12 protein-coding genes and 1 pseudogene are annotated in these 21,929 nt (G+C 46.2%); 7 read left to right on the top strand and 6 right to left on the bottom strand.

Going from position 1 to position 21,929, the window contains the following annotated elements; all coding sequences use genetic code 11:
- Positions 1–318 precede the first annotated feature (318 nt).
- The 3 genes from QUA97_RS16670 (at position 319) to pgsA (ending at position 5,748) form a co-directional block, all read left to right on the top strand.
- Positions 319–2,541 carry a hypothetical protein gene (locus QUA97_RS16670; RefSeq protein ID WP_194066737.1) on the top strand — a complete coding sequence of 741 codons (2,223 nt, stop codon included), beginning with the start codon at positions 319–321 and terminating at the stop codon, positions 2,539–2,541.
- Between the two features lie 149 nt (positions 2,542–2,690).
- Positions 2,691–4,508, top strand: a complete 1,818-nt coding sequence (locus QUA97_RS16665) for a hypothetical protein (protein WP_333195252.1) — start codon at positions 2,691–2,693, stop codon at positions 4,506–4,508.
- 721 nt (positions 4,509–5,229) lie between these two features.
- A complete protein-coding gene (gene pgsA, locus QUA97_RS16660) occupies positions 5,230–5,748 on the top strand; it encodes a CDP-diacylglycerol--glycerol-3-phosphate 3-phosphatidyltransferase (protein ID WP_333195272.1) in 519 nt (172 codons plus the stop codon).
- A 98-nt stretch (positions 5,749–5,846) separates the two neighbouring features.
- Here the strand turns inward: pgsA and QUA97_RS16655 are convergent, their stop codons facing one another.
- Together QUA97_RS16655 and QUA97_RS16650 are read right to left on the bottom strand one after the other, a co-directional pair.
- On the bottom strand, positions 5,847–7,592 hold the full coding sequence (locus QUA97_RS16655; RefSeq protein WP_194066735.1) for a diflavin flavoprotein: 1,746 nt from the start codon (positions 7,590–7,592) through the stop codon (positions 5,847–5,849).
- Positions 7,585–8,214 (bottom strand): hypothetical protein, encoded by a 630-nt coding sequence (locus tag QUA97_RS16650; protein WP_194066734.1) that lies wholly within the window; start codon positions 8,212–8,214, stop codon positions 7,585–7,587. The genes QUA97_RS16655 and QUA97_RS16650 overlap by 8 nt, the downstream gene beginning before the upstream one ends.
- A gap of 31 nt (positions 8,215–8,245) precedes the next feature.
- Between QUA97_RS16650 and QUA97_RS16645 the strand changes: the two genes are divergently transcribed.
- Positions 8,246–8,383, top strand: a complete 138-nt coding sequence (locus QUA97_RS16645) for a hypothetical protein (protein WP_333195251.1) — start codon at positions 8,246–8,248, stop codon at positions 8,381–8,383.
- A gap of 161 nt (positions 8,384–8,544) precedes the next feature.
- Here the strand turns inward: QUA97_RS16645 and QUA97_RS16640 are convergent, their stop codons facing one another.
- Complete coding sequence (locus tag QUA97_RS16640) at positions 8,545–10,272, bottom strand: diflavin flavoprotein (protein WP_333195250.1); 1,728 nt, start codon at positions 10,270–10,272, stop codon at positions 8,545–8,547.
- 425 nt (positions 10,273–10,697) lie between these two features.
- On the opposite strand from QUA97_RS16640, the gene QUA97_RS16635 reads away from it, so the two are divergent.
- Positions 10,698–10,835, top strand: a complete 138-nt coding sequence (locus tag QUA97_RS16635) for a hypothetical protein (RefSeq protein WP_333195249.1) — start codon at positions 10,698–10,700, stop codon at positions 10,833–10,835.
- 86 nt (positions 10,836–10,921) lie between these two features.
- Here QUA97_RS16635 and QUA97_RS16630 read toward each other — a convergent pair whose 3' ends face one another.
- The 3 genes from QUA97_RS16630 to QUA97_RS16620 all read right to left on the bottom strand — a co-directional run bounded on the left by QUA97_RS16630 (position 10,922) and on the right by QUA97_RS16620 (position 20,215).
- A complete protein-coding gene (locus tag QUA97_RS16630; protein ID WP_333195248.1) occupies positions 10,922–16,291 on the bottom strand; it encodes a DUF4347 domain-containing protein in 5,370 nt (1,789 codons plus the stop codon).
- An 836-nt stretch (positions 16,292–17,127) separates the two neighbouring features.
- Positions 17,128–17,340, bottom strand: coding sequence for a hypothetical protein (locus QUA97_RS16625; protein ID WP_333195247.1), 213 nt, complete (start codon positions 17,338–17,340; stop codon positions 17,128–17,130).
- Positions 17,341–18,115: 775 nt separating this feature from the next.
- Positions 18,116–20,215, bottom strand: coding sequence for a GAF domain-containing sensor histidine kinase (locus tag QUA97_RS16620; protein ID WP_194066732.1), 2,100 nt, complete (start codon positions 20,213–20,215; stop codon positions 18,116–18,118).
- Positions 20,216–20,953: 738 nt separating this feature from the next.
- Between QUA97_RS16620 and QUA97_RS16615 the strand changes: the two genes are divergently transcribed.
- Positions 20,954–21,850 carry a pantothenate kinase gene (locus QUA97_RS16615; protein WP_194066731.1) on the top strand — a complete coding sequence of 299 codons (897 nt, stop codon included), beginning with the start codon at positions 20,954–20,956 and terminating at the stop codon, positions 21,848–21,850.
- Between the two features lie 9 nt (positions 21,851–21,859).
- Positions 21,860–21,929: pseudogene (locus QUA97_RS28330) on the top strand (D-galactonate transporter); the annotation flags it as partial.

Below are 21,929 nucleotides of genomic sequence, written 5' to 3'. Positions count from 1 at the left end.
TTCATCAAGCCCAGCTATCCCTCTTCCGGGATCGTCCCTGCAGTCGATCGGCAAAAACGGAAAGCAGCCACAGAATTTGAGAACATTTGCAGTTGATAGAAGCCAGCATTTGATGCGGAAGTACCAGCTAACCTATGATGGGTAATAGAAGTCATCCGAAGGCAAAAGCAAAAGGTTAATTCCAAGTTGTCATAAAATATTAGTCGATTATTTACAGGCTCGCATTCAGATTATTCTATCTATTGGTATAGCTGCCGCCTGACTTCACTCTTTTTTCAACAAAATTTCTGCCAAGCCGCATTCCCAGAGGTTCCGCCCTTGAATTCTCAGAAGTACAAAATTCAAGCACTAATTGCTGAGATTGACGAGGTACTCAGCAAGCCCGCCCCCCGCTTGCCTTGGACGGGTTCTCTTGATACTGTCCACCAGCGCCAACTGTTAGAGCGAGTTCGCGCTTACCTGTTTTCCCAAGACTCAAAGCTAGCAATTCCCAACAGGCCGCCGGCCCCAAACGTCCGCCCGGTACCGGTTCCAGTGCCAAAATTGCCGATGCCGCCCGCGATTCCCTCAGCAGCAGAGCAAATTATGCTTGCCGTCACCGGAGAAATTAGCAACCTGCGTTCGAGCCTGACGGGGCCGCTGCAAGAAGACATAGAAGCTCTGCGACAAGAGCAGCAAGCTCTAATTCAAGAAATCAAACAGCTAGAAGCACAACGGCAGCAGCAACAATCCCTAGCTCAGCAACAAGCTAACCAACAGCAAATCATTTCTGAATTCTTGCAGGTGCTCAGGAGCCGCTTGACAGAAACCTTGGATCGCGATTTGTCCCAAATTTTCGCTACCCTAGAAAATCAGTTTTTGCCAAGTAGTGCAGCACAATCCGAACAATCGGCTTTAAACCCACAAACTTCAGAAGAACTCCCGCTGCTGACACCGGGTCAGAGGTTGGAGCAAATGCAAAATTTCCAAGCTCGTGCCGACAGCCTGCTGATGAGGCTAGATTCGACGATGAATATGGCCTTCGAGGGTTTGGAAACAAATTTGCAAAGCTATCAAGCTTCCTTGGGACAAGGACTCGAAAATATGTACGGTTTGAGCCAGCAGAGCGAGGCAATGTTCGCGGCTTTTGTTAACCACTTGGCGACACAGTTGGGACGAGAAGCGTCTTCCTACGTTCAGCAGCCGATATCTGTGGAAAACCTCGAAACGGCAGCCCCAAGAGCCACAGACAGCTCTGGTGCGGCTCCCGCTATCTCAAATCGGGCGATCGAACCGGATGCCCCTGCCACCCGTGAAAATCTGAGCGGCGAACTGCCAGAACAAGACAGATTTCCCTACGCCGGTACAGAAATTTCTCAGCAATTCGGACAGGTGAGGCACGATCGCGATCCTATTGAAACTCCTCTCTCTCTCTCGGATTGGGAAGATAATTTGTTCGGTTCTGCACCAGAAGAAGAATCAGCATCTGTAACTCTGTTGTCCGGCGCTGAGTCGGAAGATATGTTAGCAGAAAATGGCGAAGATGTTGAAGATTTGTACGCAAGTTTGTTTGCGGAAAAAGAAGTCGCAGAATTAAAATTAGAACTCGAAGAGTTTACTATAGAAAATACTGAAAGTGCTGCGACCAATAAAGCGGTAATATCTCAAAAAGCAGGCGAGGAAACTGCCGAACTCTTGAATGATGCGGAAGATTTGTTTGTAAATCTGCTGGATGAAGGCGAATCGCTGGAAGATTATTTGGGTGAAACTTCAGACTTTGTAATCGGTGATTCGATCGAGGATCTAACTTTAGATAGTGAAGATTTATTTGAACTGCAAGTTGCAACAGTACCTCAAGTTTCAGAACCGCCAGCCAAAAGTTCGATCGCGCCGCAACTTGATTCGGACGATCGACCAAATCGAGCAACCGCTAAAAACCTAGGCGATAGTTCCGACACTGCAACATTACCACAGCCGCCGACTTTGAGCGCGACTCCTGAAACTAGCCCGAAGCAACCCAGTGCCGCGCGCCTCCCCAGTGCTCGTGATGTTCGCACGGGCGAGTCCGACGCATCTTCGCAGCTATTAGATGATGACTACATCCAAGCTTCGCCGGATGAGGATTTGCTGCCGGTTGAAGCATTAGAAGATGACCTCGATCGAGCTCTCAATTTGGATAACAATACTCTGGAATTGTTGGAGACAGACCTCTACAATCTGGAGGGATTGGAAAATACGGCCCAAGGGCGATCGAATTCAAGTGCGGTTAGCAGCTTTAATTTGGCGAATTCCTCCGACGACGGTGCAGAAAATCCCTTTCCCGAAACCCTAGAGGAAGAATTCGGCACGCTGGAGGATTTGTTCTCCGATGTGTTGGAACTCTCATCTGAAGATGAACCGTTTGTTGTGGAAGACGAACTTGAGGATGATTTGTTTGTTGAGGAAGATGAGTCAAAGTTGACGCTAGACGACATTTTGGCTAGTTTGACTCAAACCGATCGAGAAATTGCAGAAACTGATGAATTGCGATCGACTCCAGCAGAAAGTAAAAAAAAAACCTAATTCCCACAGAGAATAAAACAAAAGCTGTTAAGGCGAAAACCGAGCCTAGGGAAAGCGCGCAGCAGCAAGAGTCGCCAGCAGATTTTGTTCCCAGCGAGATCGCCCCTTCCTCCTCTCAATCTCCAAAACGCCGGAATTCTCGCTGGTATTTGGGCATTGATTTGGCATCGGGCGGACTGTCGGCTGCTTTGCTCAATCGCACCAGCGGCAAGTTGTACCCGATTTACTGGGAAACACCGCAGGCCCCGGAAGCCTCGGCTACCTTTCGGATTCCCTCGGTTGTGGCGGTGGAGGAAACAGTCCCAAGCAATGCAGACCCGCAGGTGGCTTGGCCAGGGGAAGAATTTTTGCTGCAAAATTTTAAATTGCCTTTAAAAGTGACCATTCCTTATCAGCGAGAAGCTGCTGGGATGTACGAACCGCTGTTGCAGTGCTATGGCGGGGCTTTGTCGGTCGCCATACCGGTGCAAGGTGTACGGGCGCTGCTGGCTACTTTGAATCCCCGCCGAGGGCAAAAAGTTGGGGGATCGGGGGAAGTTTGTAAAGCTTCGGGACTGACTGCTGAAACTCTGGATGCGGCACTCTCAGACTTGCAGGGTGTAATTTTGGGGACTCCGGCGGGTTGGTCGGATGCTTATCGGTTTAACCTGCGGGAGGCTGTTTTGGGCGCAGGTTTGGTGGCTTCGGCTTCGCAAATTTTTGTGGTGCCAGATGCGATCGCCACTTTAATTGCTGTTGTAACTCCTATCAAAAATTCCACAGAAGTGCAATCTTCGGCGCTCGATTCTATTAGTGGCAAAGTCGCAGAAGCTGTACCGCTAACTGTGAATGATGGGGCTTTTAGCGGGGGAACTTTGATTCTGAATGCGGGGGCGACAACGGTGGAATTAGCTTTAGTTGATTTGCCCTCCAATCTTGAAAGTTTAACTCGTGCTGATTTTACTTGCCAAAGTTTTGATGTTGCTGGCGATGCTTTCGATCAGGATATTGTCTGTCAGTTGTTGGCGAAAAATGAAACTTGGGGAATGTCGGTCGATTTGCCGCGTCCGGGGCATCCCGATTTGCCTAGTCGCTATCAATTGCAGCAGCGGTTGCAAGGTTCTGCTTTTGGGCTGCAATTGTTGGCAGCGGCAAGGCATTTGAAAGTTATTTTGCAACATCAAGAAAGTTTTGTTTTGAATATTGGCCAGCAGCATTGGGATGTGAAGCGCAGAGATTTGGAAAGTCTGGTTTTAGTGCCTTTTGTGCAGCAGTTGAACCGCGAATTAAATGCTTTGCTCAGCCGCGCGGGAATGTCGCCGGCGGGGATCGATCGCGCGATTTGTACTGGAGGTATGGGCGCTTGGCCTGCGATCGCCCGTTGGTTGCGACAGAAGCTGCCCAATGCGATCGTCGTTCAAGACAGGCTAGACAGGGAATTTGAGGGCGATCGCAATATTTCTGAGTCACACAATTCGGCTGTTGATTCTGTATTGCCAAGCACCAACTATTCAGAAAAAATTGGTTTAGTTGCCTGCGGGTTGGCGAGTTTGGCTCTTTATCCTCAAATTTTGGATGTGCCGCAGCAGTACAGCGACTTTTTTCTGCTGTGGGAATTAATGCAGGTTTTGGGTGCCCAAACTCAGAGTTTTGAGGAAATTTTGCAGTTGTTGGAACGCCAAGGCGTGAATACCCGCACCTGCAGGCCTCGGATTTTGGAGATTTTGGCTGGAAAATTGCCGGCGGGACTTTTGCCGGAGGAGCAAGATTTCATGTTGCTAGCCCAGGAGTCGAGGCAAAATCCTGATTGGCAAGCAATTTTGGCTGAGCCGCTTTTCTTTGAGGATGTCTCGCGGGGTTATCGCTTGAATATCGAGCACGCTAGGCTTGTGCGCGAATATTTAGGAAAACTCGCCGGATTCAGCCAGCAAAAATTTTTAGAACCGCTCACCATTGTTTGGGATGTTGACACACCGAGCGATGGGTAATATCAAATCCGGTAGCATCGGAATGATTCAGATATATATTCTCGGACTCTGTGTACTCTGCGTACTAATAAGGTTAAATCATTCCGATGCAAGCGGAAACGATATAACGAGAAATCGCTTAAGTGATTAAATTTTCATTCCCAGTCAAGATGCTTGCTTGCAAGTAATATTGTTTCCGGTTGCATCGGAATAATAAAATCGAGTTAACAGTCAACAGTCAACAGTCAACAGTGAATTTACTATTCCGATGAAGATAGGATTTGATATGAATCAAGAATCCTCTCCCATGAAAGACAGAGGTTTGTCAAGACATCAATCTGATTTGCAAAACAATTTGGGTTATCTTAAATAAACAAGCTGCGTGTTAATATACCTGCTGTTTTGGTTGTTAGTTTGTCGTGAGCTGTGGATAAAGATTGAGCTAAAAGCTGTTTTGCTAACAGTAAAAATGTTAAATTAAGGGCAATATTTTTACAAAATATTGCCCTTAATTTTTGTTCATATCCCTCTCCCTTGACTGATGACTGATGACTGATGACATCATTTCTGGTAGATTACGATCGCAAAAACAGTTCGTAGTGTGGACTAAACTCCGCACGCTCGATCCAATTTTATCGTTGTCAATCGACCGGACACGATATGCCCAATGACCAATTCCCAATTCCCCATTCCCAATTCCCCATTCCCAATTCCCAAGTCCCAATTCCCCACGACTTCTATGATGAATTTACCTAATTTGATTACTTTTTCCCGCTTGCTGGGAGTGCCTTTTCTGCTCTACGGTTTGTACGATCCCAGCGCCCAAAGTCGCTGGATTTGCACCGCAATTTTTGTGGTAGCTGCGGCTACTGATTGGCTGGACGGCTATTTGGCTAGGAAGCTGAATCAAATTACCGATTTGGGAAAGTTTCTCGATCCTTTGGTGGATAAATTGTTAGTGTTAGCGCCGCTTTTAGTGTTGATTGAGTTGGGTAAAGTGCCGGCTTGGGCAGTGTTTTTAATTTTGGGGCGGGAGTTGACAATTGCGGGGTGGCGTGTTAATAAAACTACGATTTCTGGAGCTAATATTTGGGGCAAGTTGAAGACGGTTAGTCAGATTGTGGCGATCGCGCTTTTAATTGCTCCTTTGTCTGAAGCATGGAATTTTCCCGCATTAATTGCTTTTTGGGTTTCTGTGGCTTTAACTTTGATTTCTGGCGCTATTTATTTGTGGCCACAATCGGCGGTTGAGACAAAGTAAATCGGTTTTTGGTAACTGCAGATTGACGCGGATTAACCCAGGTAAAAACTTCGATCTATTTGTAGGGACACGGCGCGGTGCCGTGTCCTAATCGCCGCTTAATAATGACTGCCCGATTTCCGGTAGTGCACCGCTGTTACCCCGTCATTTTTCAGCAAATGACCGTTTTCAACCGCTGCATACACTACCCAGTGATCGCCGCATTCCATCCGACTTATTACTTCGCATTCGAGATAAGCTAAAGCTTCTGTCAAAACCGGACAGCCGTTGCTAGCTTCCACCGTTTCAACTCCGGCAAATCTGTCTTCTCCCGGAGCAAAGTTTTTCATGAAATACTTCCGCAACTGTCGCCCTTCTGCTAAGATGTTGAGCACAAATTTATCTCCGGCGTACATCAAAGCTTCGATCGATCGATCTTTAGCCACCGAAATCGTCACGCCAGGGGGATTAAACGTGGCTTGCGATACCCACGAAGCCAGCATCGCACTCGTAAGATCTCCGCGCTTCGCCGAGACTACGCACAGCGAACCTACTAATCTTCCCACTGCTTGTTCCGTGCGATCGCTCCCACCAGTCAACTGCGGTTTCGGTGCCCGCAATTTTTGCGATCGCACCAAAGCTTGAGCAAAATCTGTTCCCGCCTCTTTGCACTCGTAAATCGTCGCCGCCGTCGGCTTAAATTTCGCTCTAATCGGCTCAAATCCAATGCGGTAGCCAGCATCTTTCAGCTTGTTTTCTACTAAATCGATCGCCTCTCCACTCCAGCCAAAGGAACCGAAAACCCCCGCTAATTTGCTCTTAGCCGCTGTTGAGAGCACAATTCCCAAAGCAGTTTGAATTTGCGTCGGCGCGTGTCCTGCTAGCGTCGGAGTTCCGATGATAAATCCCGCGCATTTCTCGATCGCCTCTTTAATTTCTCCCGGTTCGGCAAATTCGCAGTTGATCGTTTCTACAGCAACGCCTGCTTTCGTAATGCCTTTGGCGATCGCCTGCGCCAAAGTAGCCGTATTTCCGTAAGCCGAAGCATAAAGTAGAGCAACTGTCAAGTCTTTTGAATTTTGTTGCTGGCTCCATTCCCGATACAAATTGCTCAGTTCGTGGAGGCCGTAACGGACGATTGGGCCGTGGCCTGGAGCATAAAATGCTGTTGGTAAATCGACTAATTTATCCATTGCCGTCAGCACTTGTTTAGCCTGAGATGCGTGCAGAGAATCGTAATAATAGCGCCGGTCTTCGCTATATACGCTCCACCCTTCATCGAATACTTGGTCGCCACAAACGTGAGCACCAAAAAATTTGTCCGTGAACACAATTCGAGTTTGCGGATCGTAGGTGCAAAGTTCGTCAGGCCAGCGGGGAGTCGGAGTCGCGATGAATTTTAATTTGTGACCTTTTCCTAAATCGAGAGTTTCTTCTCCCCGCACAATCATAATGTTTAATTCTTGTTCGGGAAAAGCGCCTCGCAAACCAATCGCCGCTGGATTTGTACAAACAAAAGCTAGTTGCGGAGCCAATTCTAACAAAGCTGTAATTGTGACAGCTCTGTTAGCGTTGAAATGCCCCAAAATCACATAATCTAGCTTTGTCAAGTCCACCCGTTGCTGCAAAGAATCCAGATAATTTTGGGTGAAAGATTCCCCCGGCGGGTCAAACAAAGCTGTTTTGTCGGCTTGAATGATATAGCTGTTTGCTGTCGTCCCCTTTTGCAGGGAATATTCTACTTCAAATTTTAGTCTATCCCAAGTGCGCGATCGTACTGTTACCGTATCTGCAGCAATTTGGACAAACTGCACGTCGCGCGGTTTGGCATCAGATGCGGTTCTGGAAACTAGAGCGTTAGTCATTTATTGCACCTATGAGAAACTGAACAACAGAACTTCTTTTAATTTCGTGCCAAAATTTGGTATCTACAATATCAAATTTGGCACCTTGAACCTGTAAATTGGTATCCAGATCAATTAGAAATTTCTGGGTTTTCAAATCGTCCCCAATTTGGATAAAGCTCACACCAATTTCTTCATCTCTATCTATTTTATTGGCCGCACTTACAAGAATTTCGGCGATAGCAGCGCCATTTTCTGGTTTTTCATCTAGCACTACAACAATTATTGCTCCTTGTTTCCCAGCCGCCTTTGTTTTGAGCTGAAAATAATCGCTAAAAGCTGTGGTTAGAGGTTCTGCCAAATTAATTGCAGTCGGTTTTGCTGAATCAGGTTCCGTATTTTGTCGCTGCAAAATTTCAGCCAACCGGGCAACATTAGAATTTTTATACTTCCACATAGGAGTAGAAGCTTCATAGACGGTTATGCCGTCACTGTCAAATTCTTGACATTTTTTTGCTAAGTCGATCAGAGATGCCTGTGCTTCTACCCATTCCTCATAAAAAGGATGTTTTGGGTCTCGGCTGCCATCGCTTCTGGCAATAATAATTGTGTAATCTCGGTCTTCTAAAAGATTAGCGGGCATTAGCAATTCCCCTAGTTAAAATGGAGTCTAAATGACAACGGTTTGCCCGGTTTGCTGCTTGTGGCGCACCCAACACCTAGAACCTGGTAAGGTGCGCCACAAGCACAAAGTTGAGAGTTTTGGCGTAGCCAGTTGCGTCCTAGACTTTAATTGTAGGGTGCGTCAGTAGATAGTCGATGATGAAGTCGAATAAAACATCGTCTGACGCACCTTACTAATCAGTTTGGCCTGTGTTGACTCAGACTGTCGATCGATATATCGTTTAATTTCCCTCTTGCTCCTGACAACAGTTAACAGTCAACTGTCAACTGTCAACTGTTAACTCACTTCCTAATAGTGATTGCCGACTTTGCGGTGGTGAACTGCCGGCAGCGCCTCGGGGTTGGATACGCGACCGCTATCGACCGTAGCATATACTATATGATGATCCGAAAGTTCCATCCGGCTGACTACTTCGCATTCCATGTAAGCCAAAGCATCTGTCAAAATTGGAGAACCGTTGCTGGCTGGTTGAGTTTTAACTCCGGCAAATCGATCGGCACCAGGAGCAAAACGCTTCAAAAAGTGCCTCATCAAGGTTTGATAGTTGCCTTCTTCGAGCACGTTGAGCACAAATTTATCGCCCGCGTGCATCATCGATTCGATCGCCCGATCCTTCGCAACTGCTATAGTTAAACCCAGCGGTTTAAAGCTCGCTTGCGTCACCCAAGAAGCTAACATCGCACTGCTAACCGCGCCTTTTTGAGCGGTAATAATGTACAGTCCGCCGCTGATGCGTCCCAAAGCTTTATCCAAGTCGCTATCGAGGGATTTCATCTGTTTGACAGCCTTGTCCCGCGACAGCCACTGTCCCAAGTCGGTGCCGGCTTCGTCGCAAAGTTGATAAACTGCTTCCGTCGGCGCTTCTTTGATCAAAATATTGGGAAATATTTCTTTCAAACCCAATTCTTTGAACTTGTTTCGCAGCGGGTAAATAGATGCGTCATCGCCGCCGCCGGATTCGCACAAACCGAAGGATTGTTTGTTGTTAGCTGCGACTAAAATTGTGTTGATAGCTGCTTCGGCATTTTCTGCAGCAGCGCCGTTACTAGGCGGCGAACAAATCACGAGCCCCGCAGCAGTACCGACAAGTTCCCGGACTTCTTGCAAGTCGGCGGTTTTCAAGTCCATCATTTCTACGGCGACACCGGTTTTGGTGATTCCGTGGGCGATCGCCTGACTGAGCCGATCGCTAAATCCGTAATCAGAAGTGTAAAATACCGCTACCGTGGTTTCTGCCTTAGCTTGGGCTTGGCTCCACTTTTTGTAACGTCCAGTAAGTTCAACTACATTGTACCTGAGCAGCGGCCCGTGACCTGTTGCCACCGTACCGATTTCTCCCAATTCTGCCATCCGCTTCATGGCGCTGAGTACCGATCGAGCGTTGGGAGCCATCAAACACTCATAATAAAAGTGATAATCTTCCTCAACCGCTGCCAAATCGTCATCGTAGGTACTGTCGGAACAGTAGTGCATCCCGAAAGCATCGCAGGTGAACATCACTTTAGTTTTGCTGTCGTAACTGAAAATTGTATCCGGCCAGTGCAGGTTAGGTGCCGATACAAATTCGATAACGTGGCCGTTACCTAAATCTAATTTGTCGCCATTTTTGACTACAAGCCGCTCAAAAGGCTGGTGTACAAGATTTTCTAAAAATTGAATGGCTACTTTCGCCCCCACGACAATTGCTTGGGGTGCCAAAGCCAGCACATCTTTGACTAAACCGCTGTGGTCTGGTTCGGTGTGGCTGATAATTAGATAATCAATTTGTTTCGGGTCAATTTCCCCCGCCAGAGTCTCCATATATTGCTGGCGAAACTTCTCGTGGGAGGTATCGACGAGGGCGGTTTTTTCGCCGCGAATGATGAATGAGTTGTAAGTTGTACCGTTTTGGAGTCCGAATTCAATGTCAAAGCGGTCTCTATCCCAGTCCAGGCATCGAATTGCCGTTGTATCAGGGGCAATTTCGACTTTTTCCACTGTCAATCTGCGTTGGACTCGTTCAGTCAGGGCTACCATACTGTGCCTCCTTGTCTGTTATCCATTACCTTATTGTTTCCATTCTGGCACGTTTCTTTTGTAAATCTTCATAAAATTTCTTATGAAGGTGTTAAGTAACTTGAAAGTTATTAATGTATGGATGGGGCGATCGCCTACGGGATAGCTTCGTTTCGCGGGCATTTTGGAAAAAATCTACAAATTAGGTATTGACAAAATTACAATTTTACCTATCAAATTTTAAAATAAATGGGAAGCACCCAAAACTCAGAAACCCGGTTTCTAAGTTTTGGGTGCTAGTGATATCAATTCCGGTTGCACTCATACATGATGTTAACAGTCAACAGTTAACAGTGAATTTACTATTCCCATGAAGAGAGGATTTGATATGATGTGTTTCGGAAGATGTATGGGACTTCGCTTTATGTTTTTTGGGGGAAGATACGGTGTCGTATCGCCGTTTTCCGACACTACCTGCTGCTAATTTTCCGAATAGAGAACGGTTGTACAACCAGTTGACTAAGCAGAATGGTGATTTGGTAGTACCGAGTTTTGAGCCTGTGGCTTTGATTTATAGAAGCTAAGGCGATAAAGAGTTTTGAGTTGCCGGCTTCCAGGGAGGCGATCGCCTCCCTTTGATGCTTTTGCTAAGCGTTTTTTCCCCGCAATCTTACAAGAAAGAACCACTATTAAGAGCAGATTGGTTCACATTATAAACCACTCCTAAGTAGTCATTACCAGACTTGATTGCCGTTGAAGCTAAAGCCGTCGCCCCATCTAAAACGACGTTGACTGACTCAAAAGTTAATTGACTGAAACTAAAACCAACCAATCTGATTTTATCCTCAGAAGAATTGAAATCAGTAATCACATCAGCTTGAGATGGGTTAGTGTCAGTATATTGTAATACAAAGGTGTCCCTTCCTCCACCACCTGTGAGAGCATCGAAACCTCGATCGCCCCACAACTCATCATCTCCATCTCCGCCAAGCAAGACATCATTTTCCTTACCACCGCGTAAGATATCATTACCAGCACCGCCGGTGAGAGTGTCATTGTCATTATTGCCACTCAAGAAATCATTACCATTGCCACCTGATAATTGATCTGACTCTTTCCCACCAAATAAGGAATCGTTACCATCAGCACCATTAATGATATCAGCACCTTGGTCGCCAAAGATGGTGTCGCCGTTGCTACTTCCGGTCAAGTTATCATTGCCAGATAAGCCGCGAATTGGTTGACCAAAGGCTGAAGTTGGGATGCTGCTATCATCTCCATCGGTGAGTAAATATTGACCATCTACTACTTGATTTTGTGGGAAACCGGTGGGTTCGCCACGACCGATGAGACTGATTGGCGGCGTGTTAATTACTAATGTGGGTGCCGGTGTTGGTGTCGGCGATGGCCCCGGCGATGGTGTCGGCGATGGGCCCGGTGTTGGTGTTGGTATCGGTAATGGTGTCGGCGAGGATCCCTGTCCGGGTGTCTGCGGGGGTGTCGGTGCCGCATTCACGACAAGTTGGAAGAAATCGCTGGTTGAGGCTTTCCCGTCATTCGCAGTCAATTTGATCTTTAAGTTTCCGACATTTGCAGCCGCAGGTGTGCCACTAAAAGTCTGAGTCGCCGCGTCAAATGCTAACCAAGTAGGTAACGCCGTGCCGTTTTCTTGCGTTGCGGTGTAAGTCAACGGGTCATTTTCAGCATCCGTAAAGGTACCGGCCGGTACTGTAAAACTAAACACCGCACCGCTCGTCGTTGACTTATCGATAGTTGCACTGGCAACAACAGGAGGAGTATTGAGTTTATCGGATACCGTTAAGATAAAGGTATTGCTGGCAGGAAGATTAGGAATCTTTCCATCAGAAGCACTCACCTTGACTTTTAGGTTTCCAATATTTGCAGTTGCAGGTGTGCCACTAAAAATGCCTGTTGCCGCATCAAAGGTTAACCAAGTCGGTAACGCTGTTCCGTCTTCTAATGTCGCGCTATAAGTTAACGGGTCGTTGTTAGCATCAGTAAACGTACCTGTGGGTATGGTAAAACTAAACGCCGTGTCGATCGTTGCTGACGTATCGTTAAGCGCAACGGCAACAACAGGAGGAGTATTGAGTTTATCGGATACCGTTAACAGGAAAGTATTGGTCGTAAAAGCTTGACCGTCGGAAGCAGCCACATTAACTTTCAGGTTTCCAATATTTGCTGTTGCAGGTGTGCCACTAAAAATGCCTGTTGCTGCATCAAAGGTTAACCAAGTCGGTAACGCTGTTCCGTCTTCTAATGTCGCGGTGTAAGTTAACGGGTCGTTGTTAGGATCGGTAAACGTACCTGTGGGTATTGTAAAAGTAAACCCCGTATCGATCGTTGCTGACGTATCGCCGATCGCAACGGCGACAACAGGCGGGCTGTTTTTACCAACAGTATAAACCTGTCCCTTAAAGTCTCCATCGTTCAAAGCTGCTCCACCTAGAGGAGCATTCAGGGCATTAAGGATGCTGTTATCATCGACTAAATCCAGTTGCACCGTGCCATCTAAAGTCCCTGTGTTCACTGGGACATTATAGGTTGTGCCTGAACCCGTGATTGCACCGATAGTTGCGCCGGTGACACCATTCGTTACTAAGGTGAAGTCCGCAGCATCAACTCCTGTTACAGCTTCATTAAAGGTGACTTGATAATTAACTGTTGTAGCAGCAGTAGGATCTGGATCGAGTTTGTTGATGGCGGTGACGTAGGGAGTAACCGGATTAAAGGTGACAGAATTATCCGTACTGGTACTGACTGTATTACCATTTCCGGCTAAATCGTTGGCAGCATTGGCGGCAATAGTAGCAGTCAAGGTTCCTGGTTGGGTGAAACCTGTAACGGCTACGTTGTAATTTTGACCTGTAATATCTCCTGTTACAGTAGCGGTAGCGCCAGCAACACCAGCAAAAGTAATGTCGGTAGCATCAAAACCTGTCACCGGTTCACTAAATGCAACGGTGTAGTTAATCAGGCTATTACTCGTGGGATCGTTAACTTGGCTGCTGGCTTGGTTGATGGTAACGGTGGGTGGGGTGGTGTCAATGACTAAGTTTTTATTCGCACCCAAGGAACTAGCTGCAGCCGGAGCGGGAAGAGTGAGTATCGCTGCGCTAGTCGTCACCGTTGCGTCATTAATCGTACCGCCATTCAGGGTAAGGGCAGCGATCGCGCTATAGTCCAGGTCAGCGATGGTTTGACCTGCTGCTACGGTGTAGTCAAAGGTGAGCGTATTCGTACCGCTACCACCACCCACAGTGCGATAGGTAGCCGTCCCCCCGGAGTTGAGCGCGATCGTCGGTGAACCAGTGACGACGACGGGTTCGGTAAATGTGACGGTAATCGGAATTACTTTACCAGTCCCATAGCTACCATCAGGGGAAGTTGAGCTAATACTGGTGACTTTAGGTGGAACGTTCGCATTAACCAGCAGTTGCGCTGCTGTATTGGGATTTAATGCTGCATCTGTCGCTTTAGATGCAGCGACATCAATGGTGACAGGCCCATCATTTGTAGGTGTGACATCAAAGGTGTAGAGTCCAGGTGTAGTAGCACTTGGAACAAAGTTACTTATACTACCATTGCCTAAAGTGACATCAGTATCATCAAAAGTTGTTCCCACAGTCTCATCAAAGGTAGCCGTGACGCTAAACAGGCCGGTGACAGGTGCTACTGCTGCGGTTGTTAAGGTAAGAGTTGGCTCCTTAGTATCTACCGTTATGTTATTAGCTGCTAAAGATACCGTAGTAGGAGTCAGAGAAGTAATAGCATTGCCAGCAGCATCTGTTAAGGTTGCTAAACCTCCAACCAAATTTATGGGAGTTGTTGCGAACAGGTCAAGAAGGGGAATATCTCCGGCTCCTGCAACTCCCGGAGTGGCTCCGTCTGGTGGAGTATAAGTGCCGCTAACAGATGCAGCGGCGGTGGCGAAAGCTGGAATAGTGACAGTGCCACCATTATTTAAGGCGACAGTTATGGCACTCGTTGATGTGACAGGTTCGCTGAAGGTTAGAGTAACGTTGATATCAGGAGCAGCAGCTAGGTTGCTGTAACTGCCAGTAGCGGTGGTAGAAGTAACGCTTTGGAGAATTGGTGGTGTTGCATCTCTCGTGTAGGTGTCCCCAGTGTTAAATGGTGTTGCGACGGCATTACCTGCATTATCAACAAGCGCTGTGGGAGCTGCAGCTAGGTCTAAGCGGATAGTACCATCACCACCTGCAATGCCATTCACCGTAACATCTACACTGTTGCTGGCGGTTGGTGCCGAAACGACAACACCGGTATTAGTAACACCGCCGACGGAAGTAACGGTAAAATCAGCGGGATCTAGGCCACTAACCTGTTCGCTAAATGTCACCGTGTAAGTCACGGCGGTGGTTGTACCAGGGATTGATTCTGTTGTAGGAGTTTTACGAACGATGCTGGTGACTGTAGGTACTACTGCATCCACGTTTATCGTTGGAGTTGCGGGTGGAGTGAAGGTAAGAGTTGCATCATTCCCTGCGGCATCTTTAACAGTCGCACCGGTAGGTAATGTTAAGGCTGTCCCTACTCCAATGCCATTGGTATCTGCGTTGCCAGCTACAACAGTATAACCGAAAGTATGGGTGGCAGATGATGCTCCTCCACTCGTTAAGGTAGCATTGACTGTACCCCCAGTATCTAAAGTGATGGGTAAGTTTGCACCGCCTATGATGGTGACTGGTTCGAGAAAAGTCGCCGTGAAGTCGAGGACATTTCCAGCTAAGTAGGTGGTGGTGGGTGTGCCGGTACCAGGTGTAATCGGTCCGGTTACACTGGTGATGGTGGGTACTACTCCATCCACATTTACCGTTGGAGTGACGGGTGCAGTGAAGGTAGGGTTAGCAACAGCATTAGCGGCACCATCTGTAATAGTTCCAGTTAAGGCTGTCCCCACTGCGATGCCGCCAGCGGTATCTAGGTTGGGAGCTACAACAGTATAACGGAAGGTTTGGGTGGCAGACAATGCTCCTGAACCCACTAAGACAGCAGTTACCCCACCACTATCTAAAGTAATGGGTAAGGTTGCACCGGCTGTGACAGTGACAGGTTCGCTGAACGTTGCCACAAAGTCGAGTGTATCTCCAAGTTTGTAAGTGGCGGCGGCGGGGGCAGTTACACTGGTGATGGTGGGTGGTACTGCATCTGCGATGACAAAGGCTTTATTGTCACCCAGGGAGTCAAGAGCCCCACCTGTAACGGGAAGCGTTAAAGTAGCAGGACTATTATCGGAGGCTGTAGTTATCGTACCGTTGAGAGAAGTCGAGCTATAATCAAGGTTTGCAGCGACTTGACCCCCAGTTATGGTGTAGTTAAAGAGGAGGGTATTTGTCCCTGCACCACTAGCATAAATTGCTACTCCTCCTGAGTTAAGATTGAATCCTGGAAAGCCCGGGGCGAAGGAGACGTTGACGGGTTCGCTAAAGGTAACGGTAATCGGAATAGTTTGACCTGCCACATAATTACCATTCGGTGCAGTTGAAGTGACATTGGTGATGGTAGCTGGCAAAGTATAACCATAGTTGGCAAAATTCAGGGGTTGGGTTTCAATTTCCCCAAATCTCACTTCTAAGCTCCAGTCTCCACCTAATGCCGCCGCACCGGTTAAGTTATTAGAAGCCGCTACAGCCGCACCCGTGATTTCACTTAATTTTTTGACAAATTTCTTACCAACTTCTCCGGCAGCAACATTACATCCATATAATAGGATGTCGCCTGTTTTAGTTAAGGCTTTTCCCCACTGTTTTAGCCGATCGCGGAAAGTTTCGATCGCACTTTCATCAAGTACCTCAGTACCGAGTGTGATACTCCCTTCATTCCCGTGAGAAATGATGTGCAATGCTTCAATATCACTTTCTCCGGCTAAGGATTGAGTGATTTGCGCGATTTTGCTGGATTTGTCATCTAAAATGACAACTTTACCGCCCTCGGCACTTTGAACAAGGCTTTGATAATCTTGTACAGAGGAGTCAACGAAAATGATTTGCTTAGTCATGCTTAGTTTCCGGTTAATGATTGATTGGTTTTGAATACACTTGAGTTAAGCTGGATATCCTCTCGCCCTATACCCCCTTCCTAACCCATTTAAAAAAGGGACAAGATAGTTCTTAAAGTCAATCCCTACTTCCCTTGAAAAAAAGGTTTAGGGATATCTCCGGGGAACAGATGTCAAGGTTTTACGATTTATTTAGCTTTTTCGACAATGGCACTAGCGCGGCTATTTGTGGTCTTATTCCAACCAAGATAATCTATCTAATCGCTCAATTGAGTCTGGCAATAAGATTGCTTTTCTCTCCTTGAAACTAGACTTGAGAACGCACCTGATGTAACCCTTGGGTTTTCAGTTCATTGTCAAATAATGGCTCGCCCTACTGCACATTATCGAAATCACGATCGAAATTTTCTTCTCCTAAAAATTGACAAATTAGCGATATAGTTTTCTCTGGTACTTTTGTCAATAAATTGTAATCAACTAATAGTAGAGATGCACTTTGTTCGCTATAGAATACTTCTTTCAGGGACTTGTCGGCAAATCCTACTAAACGATTACCTTGGCTTAATGCTTCGGTACGACTATAAACGGTCGCTCGTTCCGCTGGATTATTAAATAACTAGGAAACATCAAACCCACATTCCGCACGTCTATTTGTAGTATGCCAAGTAATACGAAAATTCTGAGTTATTTGACGTTTGTTTACGTACAAATACTTAGTTTTTGCGATTTTAAGGTTGGGTAAATTACTAAGTTAATGTAATAATTACATATTACATTTTGAAGTACAAAAGGTGGGTCAAAGGCATTACGCCGAATCCGTAACTCAATGCTATCCATTATCCAGGCGATGTTCCTGATAGGGTAGATGACTGTCGCTTTGGGAAATAGTTCCCAATTAAAAGTAATTTGCTACACCATAGGCGATTGGTATCGAAAATAACTTCTTTTTTATCAGCTTCCGGGTGATAGTAGGCTGAAAAGATGCTCAGAATGAGCGCCCGTTTTTGTTCATCGGAAATGAAGACAGAAAACTCGTTATCTTCGTTCATGGCTTCCAACATTCGATCGAATTTAACCACCCACAGGGCTAGTCATGGCTGCGTGAAACCGGAGGTTTCGCCGCAGGATGGCAGCGATTAAGGTGGAACCGGATCGCGCGCGGCAATCCTGAAATAAAATGGATTTTCTGGGGCATCGAGTTGGAAGATGTTTCAGGTTTTCAAGTAGTTTACCCCGGTCAAGAAGAAGGCTGACGCTTGGTGGTAGACACTTGCTCTGACTGCGACACCTGTTAGAGACTTAAATAATGTCTGGAGACAAGACTGTACATCTAGCATCTGAGACAGTATCTGCTTCAGGCTGGATGTTGCATAACTTTACGGCATTACCGTCGGTTTTTTGCAAGGTCTATCTGGCGGTAGATGGCAGTCAAGGGATCCTCGCGATTATATGATGGTGAGCTGGACAGGAGCGCGATCGCGCTCATCAAAAACTCATGATCTAGATCGTTGCTTTTTGCCACGAAATATGCTAATACCCTATATTATAAAAAATCTGGAATTCAATAAAAGGTCGATCGACAATAAGTGCGATCGACAATAAGTGCGATCGCCCAAATACTGTGATTAAATGGCGCTGGGGCGATCGTCATTTAAGCATTGTTGGAAACAGAAACCCGGTGGCTTACAATAATAAGCTCGCCCAGCATTTAAATTGCACCTCAAAAAATAATTAAACCATCAGTGGGGTGTTAGTCTAGTTGCTAGCCAAAAATATGCAATTCAAATGCCAAAACAACTTACAACCACTAATCATTAACCCATCTCAACCCATCTGATTGGTCAACGGCAATTCAACAATCAACTCAGTACCTCCGCCAACCTCACTAACGCACCGAATCCGGCCGCCGTGGGCTTGCACAACTACCTGATAGCACACAGAAAGTCCCAAACCAGTACCTTTCCCGACAGGTTTAGTAGTAAAAAATGGGTCAAAAATCTTATCCTGAATTTCCGCAGGAATGCCATTTCCGGTATCGCGGACAGAAATTGCTACCCAGTCCGGCTCGCTTTGCCAACTGCGGATTGTTAATTCCCCCGGTTTGTCTGCAGAGTCGATCGCATCTAAAGCATTGTCAATCAAATTATAAAATACTTGGTTGATTTGGCCTGCATGACAGTTAACTAGCGGCAAACTTCCGTATTCTTTCTCGATTTTAATCTTGGTTTTTAGCTTATTTTGCAGCATCAATAAACTGCTGTCCAAACCTTCATGCAAATCCACCGCTTTAAATTCCGCCTCGTCTAATCGAGAAAAACTTCGCAGCGTCGTCACGATTGAGCGAATCCTACCGCTGCCTTCTCGCATGGAATTGAGCAGTTTGCCAAAGTCTTCTCGAACATAATCTAGTTCTAGTTCTTCATTGATTTTGACAAGTGCTTCCGCGGCTTCCGGGCAGGCTGTTCCGCAGAATTCAAGAGCTTCGTTTAAGACTTTAAAATATTCTTTAGCGTGAAACAAATTGGCGTGAATAAAATTGTTGGCGTTGTTGATTTCGTGAGCAATTCCCGCCACCATTTGCCCCAAACCAGACATTTTTTCGGTTTGAATTAATTGCTGCTGTGCCGATCGCAATTCTTGCAGCGCTGCTTGCAGTTGCTGGGTTTGAGCTTGAGATTTGACCGCAGCTTCTCGGACTTGGCTGTAAAGTTCTGCTTGCTGAATCGCGATCGCCATTTGGTCGGCTAGCTGCGACAGCAACTCCATTTCTTGTCGCTGCCAGTTGCGAGTATCCCGGCACTCGTGAGCAATCAGCAAACCCCAAAGTCTACCGGGAAATTTGAAATTACAACTTCCGTCGGCAGACAGCGAATTTTCTTCATTTCTGGATGTAATAATCGGTACGATCAGATTAGCTTTTACCTGCAAACTGTCTAAAAAATCAACGTGACAAGGCTCTAAACCGGAATTAAAAATATCATTAATTGCTTTGACTCGCCCTTGCTGGTAAAGATCGGCGTAATCTCCTCTGAAACACTTATCTGCCCCCATATCTCCTAAAATTGAAGGCCAAGGAACCGTCATATCTTCAACGACAACTTTTCCCTGCCAGTTATCTTCAAACTGGTAGATAATTACTCGATCGCACTGCAACATTTGGCGGACTTCTCTCACCGCTGTTTCCAGGATAGTTCCCAGATCCAGCGTACTGCGAATTTGGTTGCCGATCAGTCGCAGCAGCGATTCTCGTTCAGCTTGGCGGCGGGTTTTCCTGTAGAGTTTGGCTTGATTGATCGCGATCGCCAATTGAGAAGCTACCCCTTCTACAAGTTGCCTTTCCCAATCTGTCCATTCCCGTTCGCGATCGCACTGATGCAAGCCAATTATGCCATTGACTTCACCTTGATAGCGAGTAGCTACTGACAGCATTGACTTAATCTCCAAAGCTTCCGCAATTGTCCTGGTTTGTGGGTTCAACCCCGGAAAATCGAGAAACTTCGTCACTGCTAGCGACTCCTGCTGAGACATAACTTTTTCCAAGTGCGGGTTGTCAGCAAGCGGTACTTTCATGCCCAGTTGGATCGGATAATCCCCCGCGTTGTACTCTCCCCGCGTGACTAAAATATTTCCTGTACTTGATTCTTTGACTAAAATACTCGCGCGGCTGGACTGCAGCACTTGCCCCAGCAATCGGCAGGCAGATGTCAAAATTTCTTCTATGTCAAGTGTGCTGCGAATTTCGTTATTAATTTGGTTGAGCAGGTTTGATAGCTGAACTTGCTGCTGCATCTGCACAATTAGGGCTTTTTGTTCGTCTATTTGCGGCTGCAAAAGACCTTCTTCCTGCCTCCAATTTTCAGCTTCCGGCAATTGCGAAGTGAAGATCGTGCAATGGTTTTCTTGTTGTTGTATTTTTAGAGACATATTTACTCTGCCGTTGTACTGTATTTCGATAGATCCTGGTTCTTTACAGATTTGCTTACCCTGCCAACAGCGCGATCGCCACTACTAGGAATGTTGGAAGATATTAAAACATTATAAAGGATGCACCCCGACCCTTGCAATTATTTGCTTTACAAATATTTATAAATATAAATTAAGCGTTCTGTCCACATTCCGCACCCTCAACTGTCACAATCGGTTTTTACTTACTTTTATTGAACAATTAAGCTCTAGATTATACTTTATTACCGTATATATAGCCTTTCAATCTCTCATAAAAGCTACTATCTAGGATAGGGCATAAACCTCTGTGGGCTTAGGGTATACCTCACCACGCTTGAAAACCGCTATAGACGGAAAAAAGTTTTTTGAGAGGCATAATTTATCACTTTAAAAATCGATTGCTCTGAGTAATTGTACTCTGTGACAGTTGAGGGTGCAGAATGTGGGTTATGTAGCCGAAAATACAAATTAAGCGCGCGCCATTGAAATTCCTTAGCTATCGGTCGATTTGAGATTTTCCATTTTTCGCTTTGAGATTTACTTCACAGATCGGTTAGCAGGAACAAAATTCTAAAACTTTGGAAGCATCCACAACAATTGTCGGGGGCGCGCAACCTGTTTTTTTGCAGGTAAATTAGACTTACTTGCTAGGTTAAGCGAATCAAATTAATCTAAAATCTATCTTTAGTTCAATGTTGACGATCGCGCTCGATAAACATGAAAAACTCAATTGTCGATAATTTTCGCCCGCTAGTTGCTACAAGCAACCTGACACCTCAATTCACAGGTAAAGACGAGGTTAAAATAGCTTTGGCGATCGGCAATTCGCGACTCCACTGGGGATTATTTGCTGGGAAAACCATAGAAAAAACATGGAATACAGAGCATCTGAAAGCTGATGCTGTTTCCACGCTCTGTGAGACAGAAAAAGCCGAATATTTGGTAAAAACAGTCATGAGTTCCATCGGCCAAATATCAGATCTAAATCTCCCTTTTCTTCATGATACTCCCGCCGTTTCTAATTCTGACGCAGTTTCTTTCATCGCGCCACCTCTGGTTTTGGCATCAGTAGTTCCCCAGCAAACAGCAATCTGGCAGAGTTATCCTAATGTCCGAATTATTACTTTAGACCAGTTGCCGATCGGGGGACTGTATCCTACTCTAGGAATTGACAGAGCTTTGGCTTTACTGGGTGCTGGCAACCAATTGGGTTGGCCAGTTTTAGTTATAGATGCTGGTACAGCTCTAACATTTACTGGGGCAGATGTCAATAGGTATTTAGTTGGGGGCGCTATCTTGCCCGGTTTGGGTTTGCAATTGTCGTCGCTAGGGAAACAAACCGCTGCATTGCCCTCAGTTAGTTTACCAGAAAATCTGCCACACCGCTGGGCAAAAAATACTGCTGGGGCAATTCACAGCGGAGTGGTGTATGCCACTCTGGCAGGAGTTAGGGATTTTATTGAAGATTGGCAGAGGTTGTTTCCCAATAGCAAAATTGCACTCACCGGGGGCGATCGAACTTTGTTATTGCAATACCTCACCGCAGCCTTTCCCGATACAGCTTCCTGCATAATTGACGCACCAGAAGCCATTTTTTGGGGAATTAGTCCTTAGTTAGTAGTTATTGGTTATTGGTTATTGGTTATTGGTTATTGGTTATTGGTTATTGGTTATTGGTTATTGGTTATTGGTT

The organism is Microcoleus sp. CZ3-B2 (assembly GCF_036705055.1).
Classification (GTDB): Bacteria; Cyanobacteriota; Cyanobacteriia; order Cyanobacteriales; family Microcoleaceae; genus Microcoleus.
The sequence above is the reverse complement of the archived record's forward strand: the minus strand, read 5'-3'. Positions and strand labels throughout refer to the sequence as shown.

What these genes read in the sequence shown, in the direction of transcription:
- QUA97_RS16625 (WP_333195247.1), bottom strand. Translation starts at nt 17,340, where the DNA reads ATGAACGAAGATAACGAGTTTTCTGTCTTCATTTCCGATGAACAAAAA.
- QUA97_RS16630 (WP_333195248.1), bottom strand. Translation starts at nt 16,291, where the DNA reads ATGACTAAGCAAATCATTTTCGTTGACTCCTCTGTACAAGATTATCAA.
- QUA97_RS16655 (WP_194066735.1), bottom strand. Translation starts at nt 7,592, where the DNA reads ATGACTAACGCTCTAGTTTCCAGAACCGCATCTGATGCCAAACCGCGC.
- QUA97_RS16640 (WP_333195250.1), bottom strand. Translation starts at nt 10,272, where the DNA reads ATGGTAGCCCTGACTGAACGAGTCCAACGCAGATTGACAGTGGAAAAA.
- QUA97_RS16650 (WP_194066734.1), bottom strand. Translation starts at nt 8,214, where the DNA reads ATGCCCGCTAATCTTTTAGAAGACCGAGATTACACAATTATTATTGCC.
- QUA97_RS16615 (WP_194066731.1), top strand. Translation starts at nt 20,954, where the DNA reads ATGAAAAACTCAATTGTCGATAATTTTCGCCCGCTAGTTGCTACAAGC.
- QUA97_RS16620 (WP_194066732.1), bottom strand. Translation starts at nt 20,215, where the DNA reads ATGTCTCTAAAAATACAACAACAAGAAAACCATTGCACGATCTTCACT.
- pgsA (WP_333195272.1), top strand. Translation starts at nt 5,230, where the DNA reads ATGAATTTACCTAATTTGATTACTTTTTCCCGCTTGCTGGGAGTGCCT.
- QUA97_RS16645 (WP_333195251.1), top strand. Translation starts at nt 8,246, where the DNA reads ATGACAACGGTTTGCCCGGTTTGCTGCTTGTGGCGCACCCAACACCTA.